At 68.3% G+C, this 16,584-nt stretch carries 13 protein-coding genes and 3 pseudogenes; 10 read left to right on the top strand and 6 right to left on the bottom strand.

What is annotated here, in order from left to right:
- Nucleotides 1–21: 21 nt before the first annotated feature.
- A complete protein-coding gene (locus IE97_RS0119160) occupies nucleotides 22–1,569 on the top strand; it encodes an MFS transporter (protein WP_051705039.1) in 1,548 nt (515 codons plus the stop codon).
- Nucleotides 1,570–2,202: 633 nt separating this feature from the next.
- Here the strand turns inward: IE97_RS0119160 and IE97_RS0119150 are convergent.
- Nucleotides 2,203–3,054 carry a helix-turn-helix transcriptional regulator gene (locus IE97_RS0119150; protein ID WP_030241606.1) on the bottom strand — a complete coding sequence of 284 codons (852 nt, stop codon included), beginning with the start codon at nucleotides 3,052–3,054 and terminating at the stop codon, nucleotides 2,203–2,205.
- Nucleotides 3,055–3,141: 87 nt separating this feature from the next.
- Between IE97_RS0119150 and IE97_RS0119145 the strand changes: the two genes are divergently transcribed.
- Complete coding sequence (locus IE97_RS0119145; RefSeq protein ID WP_030241602.1) at nucleotides 3,142–3,945, top strand: SDR family NAD(P)-dependent oxidoreductase; 804 nt, start codon at nucleotides 3,142–3,144, stop codon at nucleotides 3,943–3,945.
- 23 nt (nucleotides 3,946–3,968) lie between these two features.
- Here the strand turns inward: IE97_RS0119145 and IE97_RS40485 are convergent.
- Both IE97_RS40485 and IE97_RS0119130 read right to left on the bottom strand, forming a co-directional pair.
- Nucleotides 3,969–4,841, bottom strand: a pseudogene (locus tag IE97_RS40485) (IS5 family transposase).
- A 58-nt stretch (nucleotides 4,842–4,899) separates the two neighbouring features.
- Entirely contained in the window at nucleotides 4,900–5,202 is a 303-nt protein-coding gene (locus IE97_RS0119130; RefSeq protein WP_030241591.1) for a membrane protein, read from the bottom strand.
- A gap of 203 nt (nucleotides 5,203–5,405) precedes the next feature.
- On the opposite strand from IE97_RS0119130, the gene IE97_RS0119125 reads away from it, so the two are divergent.
- The gene (locus IE97_RS0119125) at nucleotides 5,406–5,828 is read left to right on the top strand and encodes an Hsp20/alpha crystallin family protein (RefSeq protein ID WP_030241587.1); all 423 of its coding nucleotides are present in this window, start codon (nucleotides 5,406–5,408) and stop codon (nucleotides 5,826–5,828) included.
- A 175-nt stretch (nucleotides 5,829–6,003) separates the two neighbouring features.
- Nucleotides 6,004–6,501 (top strand): DUF2267 domain-containing protein, encoded by a 498-nt coding sequence (locus IE97_RS0119120; protein WP_051705038.1) that lies wholly within the window; start codon nucleotides 6,004–6,006, stop codon nucleotides 6,499–6,501.
- Nucleotides 6,502–6,625: 124 nt separating this feature from the next.
- On the opposite strand, the pseudogene IE97_RS42160 reads toward IE97_RS0119120, so the two are convergent.
- Nucleotides 6,626–6,763, bottom strand: a pseudogene (locus IE97_RS42160) (DoxX family protein); the annotation flags it as partial.
- A gap of 1 nt (nucleotide 6,764) precedes the next feature.
- On the opposite strand from IE97_RS42160, the pseudogene IE97_RS43070 reads away from it, so the two are divergent.
- The 5 genes and pseudogenes from IE97_RS43070 to IE97_RS39330 all read left to right on the top strand — a co-directional run.
- Nucleotides 6,765–6,905: pseudogene (locus IE97_RS43070) on the top strand (oxidoreductase); the annotation flags it as partial.
- 134 nt (nucleotides 6,906–7,039) lie between these two features.
- Entirely contained in the window at nucleotides 7,040–7,399 is a 360-nt protein-coding gene (locus IE97_RS0119105; RefSeq protein ID WP_158708314.1) for an effector-associated constant component EACC1, read from the top strand.
- Nucleotides 7,396–12,732 (top strand): caspase, EACC1-associated type, encoded by a 5,337-nt coding sequence (locus IE97_RS0119100; protein WP_030241568.1) that lies wholly within the window; start codon nucleotides 7,396–7,398, stop codon nucleotides 12,730–12,732. The genes IE97_RS0119105 and IE97_RS0119100 overlap by 4 nt, the downstream gene beginning before the upstream one ends.
- A gap of 96 nt (nucleotides 12,733–12,828) precedes the next feature.
- A complete protein-coding gene (locus IE97_RS0119095; RefSeq protein WP_199809828.1) occupies nucleotides 12,829–13,356 on the top strand; it encodes a hypothetical protein in 528 nt (175 codons plus the stop codon).
- Between the two features lie 45 nt (nucleotides 13,357–13,401).
- Entirely contained in the window at nucleotides 13,402–13,941 is a 540-nt protein-coding gene (locus IE97_RS39330; RefSeq protein WP_158708313.1) for an AAA family ATPase, read from the top strand.
- A gap of 657 nt (nucleotides 13,942–14,598) precedes the next feature.
- Here IE97_RS39330 and IE97_RS40480 read toward each other — a convergent pair.
- Nucleotides 14,599–14,814 carry a DUF397 domain-containing protein gene (locus IE97_RS40480; RefSeq protein ID WP_078603297.1) on the bottom strand — a complete coding sequence of 72 codons (216 nt, stop codon included), beginning with the start codon at nucleotides 14,812–14,814 and terminating at the stop codon, nucleotides 14,599–14,601.
- Nucleotides 14,811–15,659, bottom strand: a complete 849-nt coding sequence (locus IE97_RS0119080) for a helix-turn-helix domain-containing protein (protein WP_030241556.1) — start codon at nucleotides 15,657–15,659, stop codon at nucleotides 14,811–14,813. The genes IE97_RS40480 and IE97_RS0119080 overlap by 4 nt, the downstream gene beginning before the upstream one ends.
- A gap of 217 nt (nucleotides 15,660–15,876) precedes the next feature.
- Here IE97_RS0119080 and IE97_RS0119075 point away from each other — a divergent pair, with 217 nt between their 5' ends.
- Nucleotides 15,877–16,533 (top strand): ATP-binding protein, encoded by a 657-nt coding sequence (locus tag IE97_RS0119075; protein WP_037844484.1) that lies wholly within the window; start codon nucleotides 15,877–15,879, stop codon nucleotides 16,531–16,533.
- The last annotated feature ends 51 nt before the right edge of the window (nucleotides 16,534–16,584 follow it).

The following is a 16,584-nucleotide window of genomic DNA, read 5'->3' as shown; positions in this document are numbered from 1 at the left end:
ATCTCGATGAGGAGGGAGCCCATGACCACCGCGCAGGCCGCAACCGGCCGAACCGTGACCACCGACATCCCAGCCCGCCTCGACCGCCTCCCGTGGTCGCGCTGGCACTGGACGATCGTCATCGGCCTCGGCACCGTGTGGATCCTCGACGGCCTCGAAGTCACCGTCGTGGGCAACATCGCCAGCCGGCTCTCGGAGCCCGGCAGCGGCCTGCCCATCACCTCCGGCGAGGTCACCGGACTGGCGGCCGCCCTCTACGTGGCCGGAGCCTGCTCGGGCGCCCTGTTCTGGGGCCGCCTCACCGACAAGTGGGGCCGCAAAAAACTCTTCATGATCACCCTCGCGGTCTACCTCGGTGCCACCGCCCTCACCGCGATCTCCTTCGACACCTGGTGGTTCTTCCTCTTCCGCTTCCTCACCGGCTTCGGCATCGGCGGCGAGTACGCGGCCATCAACTCCGCGATCGACGAACTGATCCCCAAGGAGTACCGCGGCCGCGTCGACCTGATGATCAACGGCAGCTTCTGGCTGGGCGCGGTCTTCGGCTCGCTGCTGGCGATCGTCGCGCTGGACACCGACATCTTCGCCGCGAACGTCGGCTGGCGCCTCACCTTCGCCCTCGGCGCGGTCCTGGCCCTGGTGATCCTCCTCGTCCGGCGACACGTCCCGGAAAGCCCACGCTGGCTCCTGATCCACGGCCGCGACGACGAGGCGGAACGCATCGTCTCCGGGATCGAGCGGGAGGTCGAGCGGGAGAACGGCGAGCCGCTGCCGCGTGCGGAGGGTGAGATCACCATCCACCAGCGCCGCAACGTCTCCTTCCTCGAGATCGGCCGCACCGTCTTCTCCGACTACCGGCGCCGCGCCATCCTCGGCTTCTCCCTCTTCATCGGCCAGGCCTTCCTCTACAACGCCATCACCTTCGGCTTCGGCGCGATCCTCACGACGTTCTTCGACGTCCCGAGCGGCAGCACCGGCTACTACTTCGCGGTCATCGCACTCGGCAACTTCTTCGGCCCGCTGCTGCTCGGCAAGCTCTTCGACACGGTCGGCCGCCGCATCATGATCTCCGGCACGTACCTGCTGTCCGGCCTGCTCCTGTTCGGCACGGCCTGGCTCTTCGACCAGGGCTCCCTGAGCGCGACCACGCTGACGGCCTGCTGGTGCGCCGTGCTGTTCTTCGCCTCCGCGGGCGCCTCCAGCGCCTACCTCACGGTCTCCGAGGTCTTCCCCATGGAGACCCGCGCGATGTCCATCGCCTTCTTCTACGCCATCGGCACCGCCGCCGGCGGCATCAGCGGCCCGCTCCTCTTCGCGGAACTCACCGGCACGGGCAAGGTCGGCGACACGACGCTCGCCTTCCAGATCGGCGCGACCCTGATGTGCCTGGCCGGCCTGGTGGCCGCGGCCCTCGCGGTCCGCGCGGAGCGCCGCTCCCTGGAGGACATCGCCACGCCGCTGACGGCGGAGGAGAGCCCGGCCAAGCCGGGAGCACACCTGGACGGCGGCCAGGGCAACGACGCGGAAGGGGACCCGAGCGCAACGAGTTCCCGCCCGGCGACGGCGTAGGAAGTCGTACCAGCCCGGAATCGTCCGGCACCACGCACACACGGCCTGGAGCACCGACGCGCGAGGGCCCCGCCCCGTCTCCGCGTTCCCGCGTCCCCGGGACGGGGCCCTCGCACCAGCCCAGGCGCCTTGGAGCGTTCGGGCCGGGAACGACAACGGAAGGCGCCCGCATGCCCAGGTCGGAGCGGCGCGCCAAGAGACCCGGTGGCCCAAGCGCTCCCATCCCACCCCGCCGTACAGCCGGCATCCGCCTTCACCCGGCCGCCATCCGTTCCAGGGCGCCGCACACCTGCGCTATAGTTGATCTGCGTCCAGTCGCCGGAACTCCGGTCGGCGGACAGTGCGTTGGTGGTCCAAGGAAAGACGTCCCGCTTCCTGCGGGGAGATGCAGGTGCAAGGCCTGCCCGGCGCTCCAATAACAAGAACCCGGCCCTGGGTCCCAGGGTCGGGTTCTTCGTTTCTGTCCGGAGTACGTGTGCCCCGGGCACGTGTGTACGGGGTGCGAGGCCCCTAGGGCGTGTCGAAAGTGGTTGCTCAGGAGCCGTGCCGTGCAGGGCAGGGCTCAGAAGCGCGCGGGCGATGCTGACCGGCGTCGGTCCACATCAGGGGACGTTGAAGTGCGGCCGGTGTGGCTCAGCGCGTGACGTCCATGCGCTGTGTGCCGATGACCGACAGCAGCCGTAGCGCCTCTTCGGAGGGCGAGCCTGGGACCGCGGTGTAGATCACGACCTGCTGGTCGCGGTCGGTGATGTCGAGGACGTCGCAGTTGACGGTGACGGGGCCGACCAGCGGGTGCTGGAAGGTCTTGCACAGGGTGAGCTCGGCGGACACGTCGTGGGATTGCCACAGGCGGCTGAACTCTTCGCTTCCGTCGAGGAGTTCGGCTACCAGCTCGGCGACCTCTGGATCGTCGGGGTAGCGGGCGGCGGCGGCGCGCAGCCGCTGCGTCGAGATGCGGGCGAAGGCGTCCGCGTCCGACACTCCGTACAGCCGCTGCCCCTGCGTGTGCGGGCCAAGAAAGACACGGCGCACGAGGTTGCGGTCGCGTCGCGGCAGGGCGGAGAAGTCCTCCATCAGGGCTGCCGCCAGATCGTTCCAGGCCAGTACCTCGAAGGTCGCGGACGTTACGGTCGCCGCGGCCTGCGGCAGTCGGTGCAGCAGGTCGAGGATGCTCTGCCGTACCTGGCGCGAGGGCCCGGCCGACGGGAGCGGCGGTGTGCCGGCCAGGTGATGGAGATGGTCGCGTTCGGTGTCCGTCAGGCGCAGGGCCCGAGCCAGTCCGGCCAGCACCTCGTGCGACGGGTGCGGCGCCCGGGCCTGCTCCAGCCGTGTGTAGTACTCGGTCGAGATGTACGCCAGCTGCGCCACCTCCTCACGGCGCAGGCCCGGGGTGCGGCGGCGCGGTCCGGCGGGCAGCCCCACCTCGGCAGGGGTGATCCGCTCGCGTCGGCTGCGCAGGAAGTCGGCCAGTTGTCGTCGGTCCACCTCTCCAGTGTGCGGGGGAGCCGGGCCGCGGATCCAGGTACCGCCGGTGCCTGGTTGCGCTTCGCGGACGGGCGCAGGCTTGGCGCCATGGACAACACACCTGTCACCGGCACATCCACCACGCCTGCCGCCCTGGGCCTGCTGGCCAACAAAGTCGCCTTCATCACCGGTGCCGGACGCGGCATCGGAGCCGCCGCGGCTCGGCTCTTCGCCCGCGAGGGCGCCCGAGTGCTTCTCGCGGCCCGGACGGAGGACCAGCTGCAGGCGGTGACCGCGGAGATCCGGGCGGCGGGCGGCACCGCGGAGTACGTGGTGTGCGACCTGGCCGACGCGGCCGGCGTGCGCGCCGCTGTGGACCGCGCCGTGAACGTCTACGGCCGGCTCGACATCGCCTTCAACAACGGCGCGACGATCCAGCAGCCCGGCCCGATGCACCAGCTGCCGGAGGCCGACTTCGACCGCCTCTACGACGTGAACCTCAAGGGCGTCTGGCTGGCCATGGTCGCCGAGATCGCCGCCATCCGAACCACCGCCGGGACCGGCGCCATCGTCAACAACTCATCTGTCGGCAGCCTGATGGGCAACCCCGAGCTGCCCGTTTACGGCGCGATGAAACGGGCGGTCAACAGCCTCACCGAGTCGGCTGCCGTCACCTACGGCCCGGAAGGCATCCGCGTCAACGCCATCGCCCCTGGCAACACGGCGACCGAGATGATAAGCACCTGGGAAAAGGGATCACCCGGTCTCCGAGAGCGGCTCACGGCGCACACCCCGCTGGGCCGCGCGGCCGACCCGCAGGAGATCGCGCAGGCCGCCGCCTGGCTGCTGAGCGACCGCTCCTCCTACGTGACCGGCACGGTCCTCCGGGTCGACGGTGGCGCGCGGGCCTGAGCCAGGGACGTCTCTATCCCTGTTCAGAGCCACTCGTTGATCGCCGCTACGAGGACGGTCGCCTCGTAGCGGACCGCGAGCTTGTCGTACCTTGTTCCCACAGCTCGGTGCCTTTTGAGTCGATTGATGCCGCACTCAACCGCGTGCCGAGCTTTGTAGTCCTCCCGGTCGAACTTCGGCGGACGGCCGCCGCAGGAGCCGAGTTTCTTGCGGTTGCGGATGTGATCGGCCTTGTCCGGGATGGTGCAGTGGATCCCGCGTCTGCGCAGGTAGGCGCGGTTCTTACGGGAGGCGTAGGCCTTGTCGGCGCGCACCCGCGTGGGCCGGGTGCGTGGCCTGCCCGACCTCAGTCGGGGCACCCTGATGCGCCCCAGGACGACCTCGAAGTGCGGGGAGTCGCCGCGCTGCCCGGCGGTGATCACGATGGACATGGGCTTCTGGCCCTGCTCGACGGCCAGGTGCAGCTTGGTGGTCAGGCCGCCGCGCGAGCGCCCAAGGCCGTGGTCGCCCGGCTCGGTGGAGACGCCGCCGGGCGGCTCGTTCTGCAGGTCCCCCTTTTTCGTGCCCCGGCGGCATGCTGGTGGGCGCGGACGATGGTGGAGTCAACGTTGATCTCCCAGGTGATCAGGTCCTTGGTATCGGCCCGGACCTGCAGGGCTGTGAAGATCCGCTGCCAGGTGCCGTTGCGCTGCCGCCGACGGAACAGGTCGTACACCCGGCCCCAGGGTCCGTACTCCTGCGGCATGTCCCGCCAAGGGATGCCGGTACGGACCCGGAAGCGTATGCCGTCAACCAGCCGCCTCCTGATCCATATCGGCGGTCGGCCGAGCTTCTTGCCCCTCGGCAACAGGGGCTCCAGCCGCCCACTGCCCGTCCGTCAAATCTCCACGCGCCATGAACCAAGATCATCCCACGATCAAGATCCACTTTCGACACACGCCCTGGTCGGCCGGGTCAGCCGCGCCGATCCGCCACCGCCCACGACGCCAGCCCCACGGCCCCCGCCGCCCCGAACACGGCGGGCCAGGCCCCCACTTTCTTCGCCAGCGGATGCGACCCCGCGAAGGCGGCGACATACGCGGCCGACAACACCCCCGCGGCCACCCCACCGGCCGACTCCCGCCACTGCCGGGCGGCCGCCACCCCGGCGATGGCGAGCACGGCCCCGCCGAGAGGCCGCTGCCTGGTCCAGCGGGCCACGCCGTACCCACCCACGAGACCGCTCGCCGCGACCACCGCGCTGGGAACCTTCGCCATCTCTGCCTCCTGCGTTCCGCTTCCGGACCTTCTGAAGATCTTGAGGCTAACTCCCGCGGTCAGGGGCACATGCTTCAGGGCGCGGAACAGGCCCGCCCCGAACCTGAGCCCAGGCTTGTCAAGTTTTCTCCCCCGAGCTATATAAGAAGACGAAGAACGTTGGGCATCGCAGAGACAGCGCCTGAAGAGAGGAGTGACCAGTGATGCTCATGCGCACGGACCCCTTCCGTGAACTCGACCGGCTCACCCAGCAGGTTCTCGGCCCCGCCACCCGCCCGTCGGCGATGGCGATGGACGCCTACCGCTCCGGGGACGACTTCCTCGTCCACTTCGACCTCCCCGGCATCGACCCGGAGACGATCGAGCTGGACGTCGAGCGCAACGTCCTCAACGTACGAGCCGAGCGCAGGTCCCCCGCCCCCGAGGGCGCGGAGATGCTGGTCGCCGAGCGCCCCACCGGTTCCTTCACCCGCCAGCTGTTCCTGGGCGACACGCTGGACACGGAGCGCATCGACGCCTCCTACGAGGCCGGCGTCCTGACCCTGCGCATCCCGGTGGCCGAACAGGCCAAGCCGCGCCGCATCCAGATCACGGGCGGCGACAGCCGCAAGCAGATCAGCGGCTGACCGCACTCACGTATCCACGCCGCCGGCCCCGCGGGAGTCCCACCCCGCGGGACCGGCCACGGCCCGCCCTGGCCCCGCACCGGCCCCGATCCACCGAGCACACCCAGTACTCCCGCGCCGCCGCGGCACACCGTGACGACGCGGCGCGGGACCCGACCCGGAGGAAGACCCACACATGAGCGTGACGACGGTGCCCAGCTCGACTACGAGGCGCAACGCCCCGGCGACCGTGATCCCCGCCCCGTCGCACACCCCCCGCCCCACGAGCGACGACAACGGCTGGCCCCGGCTGATCGACGCCGTGCGGGAGGCGGGCCAGTACGCCACCAGGCCGGAGGCCGAGAGCGTCACCCGCATCGTCCTGTCCGCGCTGGGCGGCCACATCATCGGCGACGAACGGGTCGACCTCGCCCGCGCCCTGCCCGAGGAGGCCGCCCGGGTGATCGCCTCCCAGATCCCGGTCACGCGCCGGCTCACCGCCGCCGAGTTCGTCGACTCCGTCGCGGCCCGTATCGAGGGAGCCACCCCCGCGACGGCCCGCTGGGACGTCAGCTCGGTCCTCAGCGTGCTGCCGCCCCTGGTCGGCGACGACCTGGTCACCCGCATCCTGGCCCAACTCCCCCCGGGCTACGCCCTGCTGTTCGGGCGGGCGGACCTGAGCCCGGCCTCGTAGCCTCCTGAGCGCGCATGACGGCCACCGCAGGGACAGACGGACTGGCGGTGGCCGGCGTGCGGGCCGGCCCCAGGCGCGAGCCCTCCACGCACCCCCCCGCGAAAAGAGATCGCGCGGCCGGTGTTCATCGCGCCACGGCGAGGGCGAGAGCGGCAGCGGCCATAGCCAGGTAGCCGCCGGGAAACGCGATGTTGTAGTACACGCGAGCACGGATGTGAGCGGCGACGGCGCCGACGAAGAACAGGACGAGCCCTGCCCCGGCACCCTCCCAAGGCGCCGCCACCGGCTTGTGAACCGCCACCCCTCCACTCCTCGACGGCAGCGGCGGCCTCTACCTGGAGGACTGCGACATCGCGCGCGTCTCCGCCCCTGGCGAGCCCATGGACGACGCAGGCGTCCGCTCTACCTCTTCGACCCGCCAACGGGCGCACTTCGTCATGGTCGCGATCAGCGCAAACATCGGACCATTCGTCGTAGATCTGGCGGGCCGGTCCGTTACCATCGACGTCTATTCGCACATGGACGAGGGGGTCCCGCGATGCGCGTTCGCATCGAAAGTGATGGCGACGTACGTGCTTTGACAGAGCTTCAGCAATGGCTGGCTCGTGATCCGAAGGCGCGGCGGGTGCCCGTCACCCCCGTCTCGACACCAGGGCCCACCATGGGCGCGCTGGACGCTTTGGACGTCATTCTGGGATCCGCCGGCGATATCGCGAACTTTGCGATCGGCTACGCCGGTTGGCGACTCGCACGGGCTCGCAGTGGGAATCGGGGCGCGCGCACACTGACCTTCGGGAGCACGACGGTCGACATCAGCCATCTCGAGCCTGAGCAGTTGGCGGATCTGCTACGTCGTCTGGAGGCCGGGGACGCGAACGATGACGCCGTCCACTCATGATCGACCAGCTGGCCCCGTCGTCCCGGGCGGTCTTCCTCGGCGTCCACGACTACGAGGACCTGCCCAAGCTCGAAGGAGTCGCGAAGAATATCCCAGCACTGCTCGACCAGTTGACCGACCCGGAGTTAGAAGCGCTCAGCGTCGAGGACTGCCATGTCCTTGCTGCGGACAGCGACCAGAATCAGTTCTATACCGCCGTGATCACCGCCGCGGCAGAGGCTTCCGAACTGCTTCTGGTCTACTACGCCGGGCACGGTCAGTTCTCTCGGGACGGGCAGGATCTGCTCCTTGCCACAAAGCAGTACAGCGACCAGTGGGACTTCCACGCGATCGAGTACGGAAAGCTCAAGGAGTACGTCGCAGGGTCCCTGGCACGGCATAAGGTCGTCGTCATCGACTGCTGTCACAGCGGGTTCGCCGTACGGATGGGCGGCGGGGACCCGGCCGAGGAGGATGGGGTATTCGACATCGAGGGGACCTGTGTCCTCACCTCGGCCGCGGAGACCGAGTCGTCGCTGTGCCTCCCGGACGGGAGTGTGTTCACTACCGAACTGGTAAAGGTGCTCAAGGAGGGCATCACAGGACCCTTGGACCCTGAGGGGCGCAGAGGCGAGGAGCAGAGCCACCTGCTGACCGGTGATGTCCTGCAAATCCTCAGGAATCGGCTCGCGAACCGGGTGGAGGACGGGAAAGCCGTACCAGTACCCCGCATCGCCTGCCGCGGCGAGGGCTCCCGGATTCCGCTCGCACGCAATCGGGCGTACACCGGCAAGAGGCCCGCCGCGACCACCGGTGCCGACCGGCCGCCGGGACTCGGTCTCGAATCACTGGGCTCGGTGATCCCTCAGGAGAACTTCGTCGGGGGGCTCGGCGGATTCGAGCAGAACCTCACCCCCGAATGCCTTCCCTACGTGTCCCCAGGGCAGGACCACGAGACCGAGCGGACTCAGCTGTTCCGCCGCCTGCGCGAGTCCGATAACAGGGGTGTACTGCTGGTCGGCGCGGCCGGCACGGGCAAGACCCGCACAGTCCTCGAAGTGGGACGGGTGGCGCTGGACGAGGGCTGGCGCGTGCTGCATCTGCGCCCCGGCGGGAAAGAACCCGTGACCAGCGAGATCATCCACCGTGTCCTGGCCGAGGACACCCCGGTCCTGGTGGTGATGGACTACCTCAACCACTACTTCAGGAAGGCGGAGGACGATGACCCCCCGCTCGACCTGACCACACTGCGACACCAGCTCCTGCCGGAGGCGCACCGTAGGGGAATCAAGGTCGCCTTCATCGCCACGGCGCGCCCCGGGTGGCTGCGCAAGATGAACGAGATCCGCCTCTACGAACTGTTCGACGAGGTCGATCTGCGGCAGGACGAGGAATTCCAGCGGCTGGTGGCGGAGCAGGCGCTGACCAGGCTCGCGCCCACAGCCATCGAGCGGTACGGCGTCGACCGGATGTGGGAGATCTGCGGCCATCGGCCCATCATCGCGCTGCTGGTCGCCCGTGAGGTGGAACGCCGGGTCGGTGAGGGTGGCCTGGGGGACCTCACCGGTCTGAGGGCGAACGGCGAGCTGTCCACCTGGCTCAGGAACCGGCTGGAGGAGGACGACCTTGCTGTCGTCGGGAGCGAGGAGTCCCGTCCCCGCCCGACCGTCTTCGACCGGGTCTCGGCGTCCGAGCTGCTGGTGGCCGCCGCGGCCGCCGCGGCGGCCTGTCCGCAGGAGTACGACGAGGTCGTCGCGACCGCCAAGGCGGCCCTGCCCCGGGCGTCCGAGGACACGCCGGAGGCCGAGGTGGTCGTGGAGACCCTACTCGACCTGGGCTGGCTCCAGCGCAAAGGTCCTGCCGACACGTTGGCCACCGCCCACGACATCGTCTGCGACCAACTCGTCGAGTCCGTAATCCTCCCCGCCGGCTCCAGGAGTCCGGACCGGCGCAGGACCCTGTCCCTGCTGAGTGGTTCTCTCACCGGTCCCCGGACACTCGGGCGCTACGCGACCAACCTCGCCCGCCTGGTGAACGACCTGGCGCCCCGGCCCCGAGACGCCGTTGTTGAGCTGTTCGACCGCTGGTTCGCGGATAACTCCTCGGCCATCGGTGCCGTTATGCGCCGCGACGCCGACGCGGGTGGTTACGCCCTCGGTGCGCTCGTCTACGGGCCACCGTGGGCGCAGGCCGCCGTACGTAACTGGCAGGAGATCACCGGTCCCTGGTTCGAGGAGTACGGCGACCAGGCCGACGCTCGCCACCTGCTCCACAGTGGTCTGTCTCGCCTGCCAGCAGAGAACGCTGCGCTGCTCGTCCCGGGGGCCCTGCGCTGGCTCGAGGAGTACGGCTGGCGGCAGGATGCCAGCTACGTCTTGGGGCCGCTGCTCAGCAGAACGGAACTCCCGGCAGAACTGAGCCCGTATCTGAAAAACGCAGTCGGCTGGGTGAATCTCCACGGCCAGTCCCAGGGAGCCCACTTCGTCCTGAGCGCCTTGGTCGCCCGTGACGACCTCACCGTTCAGCAGGCGAGGAAGGCCGTCCCGGCGGCCCTGCAGTGGTGCGAACACTCGATCGCCGCGCGGCAGACCGGCACGGTTCTCCAGCCCCTCCTGCACCGGGAGGACCTGACCGCCGAAGAGGCCCACCGCGTGATCGCCGCGGCCTACGCCTGGGTGGGGCACCACATCACCCTCGCGAGTTCCTCCAAGGTAGTGATCGCACTGCTGAACTACGCGAACCTGCCGCGCGAGGAGGTTCGTTACGCCGCCGAGCTGGCGCTTGAGTGGCTGGAGCACCACGGGGACACGCGGCGCGCCAACCTGGTCCTGCACGCCGTGCTCGGCATGCGGGGAGTGGGCAAGCCGCAGATCCGACGGACGGTCACCCACGCGGTCGGTTGGTTGTCGCCTTACGCCACGGAGGCAGACGCCGACTTCCTGATCGGCCAACTGCTGGAGCGCCACGACCTCACCCCGGAAGAACGAGAGAATGTGGTCGGGGCCGCGGAGCGGTGGCTGGAGGACTACGCAACGGAGAAGCACGGCGACTTCCTGATCCACCGGCTGCTCAAGCGCGACGACCTTACTCCCGAGGAACGAGAGCGCGTGGTCGAATTCGGGGACCGGTGGCTGGGCACCCACGCGACCGAGGTGAACGCCAGCTTCATCCTGGCCGGGATGTTGATCCGGCCCGACCTCACCGTCGAACAGGTCCGGCTGGCCATAGGACAGGCGATGTCCTGGCTGGAGCTCCACAGACACGAAGACGAGGCGACGTACGTACTGCAGCACGTGCTCAAGCGGAAGGACGTTCCAGCCTACGAGGCCCGCCGGGCCGCCACCTTCGCGAACGAGTGGCTGTCGCAGTACAAGGAGACCAAGGGCGCTAGCTATGTCCTGTCCGTCCTGTTGGCGCGACCCGACCTCACCGATGTGCAGGCGGAGCAGGCCGTCACCTTGGCGATGTCCTGGCTGAGCGTGCACGGCCTCGTCGACACGGCGGACCGGGTTCTGCGGCCGCTGCTCCTCCGGACCGCCCTCCCGCCCGACCAGGTGCGGTCCGCCGTCTGCCGCATGGAGCAATGGCTGGAGCAGCACCGTGAGGACACAAGCGCGGGTTACCTGCTCGGTGCGCTGCTGGCGCGCGACGACCTCACGCCGGAGGAGACCGCGGTCGGCATAGAGGAGGGACTGACGTGGCTGGAGCGGCACTGCCCGGCATCCGGTACTCAGAGCCTTCTGCCGAAGCTGCTCGGGCGGGCCGAACTCACGCCCGAGCAGAGCGCGCGGGCCACCGCGTTCTCCCAGGTATGGGAGCGGCGGAACACCGGCACCCGGACGGAGGCCCAGGAACTCCGGAAGATGCTGCAGAGCCGCACGGCGCGTACTGACGAGGAGAAGCTGCGGGAGCTGGACTCCGGGGTGCGGTGGCTTGAGGAGAACGCCCCGCAGATGGAGGCGCTCACTGTGCTGACCGCCGTGCTGGAGCATCCCATGCTGTCGCTCTCGGAGCCGACGGGGAAACTCACCGAGAGAGCCGTCACCTCGGCCCTGGCCTGGCTGGGGGAGCACTGGGCCGATGTCACCGCCACACACCTGATCCAGCGACTGCTGAGGGTGCCCGAGATGACGGACGGGCAACTCGGCGACGTGGTGACGTACAGCCTGCGGTGGCTCGCGAGGTACGGGGAGCAAACCCGTGCCAGGTATGTGCTGGAGTTGCTCCTGCACCGCGCCGATCTGGACGGGGAGCAGCTCGACGCCGGCGCCCTTCTGGCCATCGGCTGGCTGCGTATCCGGGGAACGGCGCCTGAGGCGCGTCACCTCATAAAGCGACTGCTGGGGTGCCCCGGCCTCGTGAGGGAGCGGGTGCGGGACACCGTCGCTTTCTCGCGTTCGTGGCTTGCCGCTCATCGCGCGACGAAAGAGGCCGGCTTCATCCTCGAGGCCCTGCTGGCCCGGGACGACCTGACGGACAACGAATGGGCGTGGGTACTGCCGCAGGCGATGGGCTGGTTGAGGGAGCACGGGACCAGCCGTGCGGCGCGGCACGTCGTGACTGGGCTCGCCGAGCACGACCGGATCGGGCCGACAGACCTCGACGAGCTACTGGACACCGGTATCGCCTGGTTGGAAAGCCTCGGCCATTCTCCGCAGGCGCACCTGATGTTGCGGTCGCTGTTCGGCGGCCCGGCGGACCTGAATGAGGACCAGACCAGGAGGCTGGCGGACTGCGGACTGCGGTGGATGTCCCAGCAGAAGCCGGCGAAGACCTGGCGGATGCTGGGCGTCCTCGCTGAGCGCCCGGACCTGCCCGCCGATCAGGCGGCAAAGGTGGAATCGCTGGTGTCCACCCGGGTGTCGGCGGACCCCACCGCGGTCGACGCCACCTTCGTGCTGGAGCCCCGCCTGGCGCGTGCGGACGTCCCGCTGGCGCAGCGCACGAAGGCGATCTCTTGGTCGCTCGCATGGCTGGAACGCCACATGCCGAAATGGCAGTCCCGCTTCCTCCTCAGATCCCTGCTGGTGCTGGAGGAACTGTCGGCCACCGAGACGCATCGGGTTGTGAACTGGTCACTTGACTGGCTGGAACACCACACCGACGGCACCGTCGAGACGTTCACTGCCAACGGCGCCGAAGCGGTTCTCGGTCCGCTCCTTTCGCTGGCCCTTGACGAGGCACAGCTGCGCCGGCTTGAGGTCTACGTTCCACAACAGGAGGCGAGGGGCGGGATGCCGTCGGGTGAGGTCCTTGCAACCGTTTCGCCGACGCCGGCGATCCCCACGTCGCGGACCTCGGGGAAGGTTTCGTGCCCCTCCGGTGTGGGTTCCGGCACGGACGATCCCAACTGACGCCTGTTCAGGCACAGCCGGCTGGACCTGAATGACCGACCGTGCTTCTTCATGCCCGGGATACACTGCCCCGCTCCACCTGACTGGAGGTCATCAGTGCCTGCTGCACGGATACTCGCCGGTGTTCCGTTGGCTCTGGTGATTCTCGCCCTGTCCGGCTGCTCTTCCCTCTGGGACTGCACCGACACGACGGCGGAGCGCGGTGAGGCCGCTGTCAGCGTGCAGGTCGAGGACCTGTCCGGACGGCCTCTCGGCGTCACCGCCGAGGTCGTCGACTGGCGCCTTGAGCCCCACCCGCAGGTGCCCTCCGAAGGTGACCAGGTCCACTTCCGCTACCGCTTCGACGGCGCCGGCGAGACATCCGGCCCTGCGGTGGACGCCTGCGCGGTCGACAAGGGACGCGTGGCGTTGGGGTGCCGAACGGTCCATTCGTCGGAGGCGTTCGGGCCGGACGGTGCCCTCACGGGCGACGACTATCTAGCCGTCGAACACCCTGAGCAGGTTGCCGAAGTGCTCTTGATCCCCAACGACCAGTCCTACCAAGGACGAACCTGCGAGCAGGACATCAAAGACGGTGGCGGGCCGCACCCTCCGGAGCCGGCCGGCGCGGGTGACCAGCTGTAAGCCGCCATGAGTGACCGGTCGCAATCGCGTGCCTAGACTCGCGGCGTGACGTTGGTGTGGCTGACAGGTAATTCAGGCACTGGTAAGTCCACGGTCTGCGGGGTGTTGCGAGAGCGCGGCCACATCGCGCTCGACGCCGACGAGGACGGCTTCAGTCACTGGATCGATCGAGCCAACGGCGACATCGTGAGGGACCCTCCGTATCCGGTCCCCAGGGGCTGGCTCGATCGATACGGCTGGGTGATCGTGCGCGAGCGTGTTGAGGCCCTCGTCGAGGAATCCCGTTCCCGCATCGCGTTCCTGTGTGGGTCGGCGGAGAACGAGGCAGACGTCCGCGATCTTTTCGACTTCATCGTGTGCCTGGTGATCGACGAGCACACCCTCCGCCACCGGCTGGCCACCCGCACTACGAACCCATTCGGTCAACATCCCGAAGAGCTCGCAGCGGCCCTGAAGTGGAACCCTCGAATGCGAGAGATCTACGAAAGCCATGGCGCGACCATCATCGATGCAGCATCCAAGCCGGTGACCGAGGTGGTGGACAGCGTGCTCGACGCAGTCCGGGAGCTGAGAGGCGGTGCGTAAGCCGACGCGTGTTCAGCCCCGCGCGAGCCGCCGCGCCAGTCCTGGAGTCCAGAGCCAAGTGCGGCTGCGGCTTACGCCTGCGACGTCGGCGCTGTGCGCGGCTGCCACCACCGTCATCACCGGCCAAGCCAGCAGAGTCGTCCCAAGCTGCGCACGAGCCGCACCCGTTCCTATCGCGACGACCACGAACTCGGCCGGGAAGACCAGCACTCCGAGCACTGCTCCTACAAGGGCAAGCCCTTAGGCCCGGGTGATGACGCGAGACGCGAGAGCCAGTCCTCCACCGAGAACCAAGCCCATCAGCACCCCGGCCAGCAGACTCCCTCCGCAGAGCAGCCCGCCATACGGCACGTTACGAGCGGCAAGCTCAGTGTCCCCACCCCGGAGAAACTCCACCGCGGCCACCGCCGGAGCGAGAGCAGCCCAGGGGATGCCCGGAACGCAAGCCATCAGCAGACCGACACGCACGCCCCGCCCCAGCACGCCCCGCCTGTTCATACGCGCCCCTCACCTCTTGCCCGTGCTGCGTGGAGGAGATCACGTGAGAGGTGCAGATGCCACCTTCAGGATTGGGACGATCAGCCCGCTTCCTTGATCAACGATCGGTCCTGGGCCGCCGAGGAATGGCTGGGACATGGGCACCGGGGAGACGCAACGTTAGCGTGCCGCCCCACCGTGCCTCACGCTCTGGACGAAGGAGCGCCACGCAGCGCTTCCTACCGCGATCACCCGGGCCTCCGTAGCCTTCGAATCGCGAACGAGTGCGCCGTTGCCGGTGAGTGCGCATTCGACGCACTCGCCTCCAGCGCCGTTGCTGTAGGACGACCTGACCCATGCCGGGCGGGCACTTCCACCGGATCCTTCTATTGTCACCTTGTGTAATCCTTCAAGATCGACTCGATCAACAGGGCGGAGCGCTGAGGACTCAAAGCTGCTGCACGAAGGCCATCGAACGTCCGCGTGTACTCACGAACATGATGCTCGCCCTCCAAGTACATGGCATCGGTGATGCCGTCGCGGTAGACGATGTCCGGATCTTCCGGGGCCGGGAAGCCCAGCATGGTGAACGAACCGGTGACCGGATAGGTGCCTGAGTCGAAGGGAAGGACCTGCAAGGTCACCGTCGGTAGATCCGCCGTCTCCAAGACGCGTTCCATCTGCCCTCGCATCACAGCGCGGTCCCCGATGACGTGGCGCAGGGCGCCCTCGTTCACGATGAACCACGCCTCGGGAGCGTCAGGCCGTCTCAGCATCATTTGGCGTTCCATGCGGACCTGTACCGCCTTGGTGATGTCCTCGGCGGACATGTGCGCGCCGGTCTTGTGAAGCTCGGACGCGTACTCCTCTGTCTGCATCAGGCCGGGTACGACCTCGCACTGGTACTGGCGGAACGTCGAAGCGTCCTGTTCGAGGCCGATGTAGATGTTGAACCACTCGGGGACGCCGGCGCCGTGGACCTGCCACCAGCCGCGCACTTTCGCCTGCCGGGCCAGCGACTTGAGGAACTCGCGCAGTTCTTCGCTCGTGCCGTAGAAGCGGCACAGGGCGTCGATGTCCGACGGCTGGATGCGCCCGCTGCCCGTCTCCATCCGGTTGACCTTGGATCCACTCCAGTCCAGAGCCGCACCGACCTGGGCGCAGGTGAGTGTGCTCTTCTCCCGGAGCTTCTTCAGCTCGATCGAGAGACGGCGGCGACGTGCCGTCGGTGAACCGGCCATTCCAACCCTCTTCCAGGTAGCGGGTGTTCAGTCTTGCGCCAAGGGATGTGCGTGCCAATCACACGGAAGTGGGATTCTCTCCGTGCACATTGCACGGCGGGATGTGATGCCGCAACAGTGGTCGACAGAACAACTCAACGTGAGCGTTCGTGACATTGCGCTGTTGTGCGTGGTGTCGACTGCGATCAGAGGGGTCCACGTGAGCCAAGAGGTGTGCATGTCGCGCAAGCCGTGGGAGCTGTCCTTCACGGCCGAGCCCGTCGAGGTGGCTGCCCTGCGCCGGATCATGCGGCTGCACCTGGGCATCTGGGGTTTGCACGACATCAGCGACGAGGCCCAACTGTGTGTCAGCGAGCTGGTGTCCAACGTCATCACTCACGTCGGACACGGCACCCCCGCGACGCTCGCTGTGTCCGTGAGGGGCAATCACCTACGCATCGAGGTGCATGATCCCGATACGCGAGCCCTGCCCGTCCTCCGCGATGCGAGCGCAACGGATTGTGAGGATGGGAGAGGCATGGCGCTCGTGGACGCCGTCGCCGATCGCTGGGGTGTGCTGCTGCGTCCGGACCGGAAGGTCACGTGGTGCGAACTGGCCACGAAGCTCACCGCACCCCACGGCCACGTAGAAGCACCCGGCGTGATGCGGGCTGAGGCCCTTCTCGGTCTCTACGCCGCTGCTCAGCTGCCTTGCGGGACTGATGCGGGCAGGCTCAGCATGTCGATAACCCAAGAGGCCGTAATCGACGTCATTACGGATTTCCTTCACTGGCTCCGTGCCCATGGCTGTGACGCGGATGACGTCTTGGACTGCGCCCAGACCCAGTTTGAGACGCAGATCGACGGATCCAGAGCCATGGGCCGAAACCTGTGACGGAGGATCCTCTGGAACACCGCGGTGGTGGCAACTGCTGTGTCCGAACTG

The sequence above is a fragment of the Streptomyces sp. NRRL S-455 genome (assembly GCF_000717875.1).
In the GTDB taxonomy this organism is placed as follows: Bacteria; Actinomycetota; Actinomycetes; order Streptomycetales; family Streptomycetaceae; genus Streptomyces.
This window is presented reverse-complemented; position numbering and strand designations above follow the sequence as displayed.

Coding starts and splice junctions, on each gene's coding strand:
- IE97_RS0119160 (WP_051705039.1), top strand. CDS start 22: ATGACCACCGCGCAGGCCGCAACCGGCCGAACCGTGACCACCGACATC.
- IE97_RS0119145 (WP_030241602.1), top strand. CDS start 3,142: ATGGACAACACACCTGTCACCGGCACATCCACCACGCCTGCCGCCCTG.
- IE97_RS0119130 (WP_030241591.1), bottom strand. CDS start 5,202: ATGGCGAAGGTTCCCAGCGCGGTGGTCGCGGCGAGCGGTCTCGTGGGT.
- IE97_RS0119125 (WP_030241587.1), top strand. CDS start 5,406: ATGCTCATGCGCACGGACCCCTTCCGTGAACTCGACCGGCTCACCCAG.
- IE97_RS0119120 (WP_051705038.1), top strand. CDS start 6,004: ATGAGCGTGACGACGGTGCCCAGCTCGACTACGAGGCGCAACGCCCCG.
- IE97_RS0119105 (WP_158708314.1), top strand. CDS start 7,040: ATGCGCGTTCGCATCGAAAGTGATGGCGACGTACGTGCTTTGACAGAG.
- IE97_RS0119100 (WP_030241568.1), top strand. CDS start 7,396: ATGATCGACCAGCTGGCCCCGTCGTCCCGGGCGGTCTTCCTCGGCGTC.
- IE97_RS0119080 (WP_030241556.1), bottom strand. CDS start 15,659: ATGGCCGGTTCACCGACGGCACGTCGCCGCCGTCTCTCGATCGAGCTG.
- IE97_RS0119075 (WP_037844484.1), top strand. CDS start 15,877: ATGTCGCGCAAGCCGTGGGAGCTGTCCTTCACGGCCGAGCCCGTCGAG.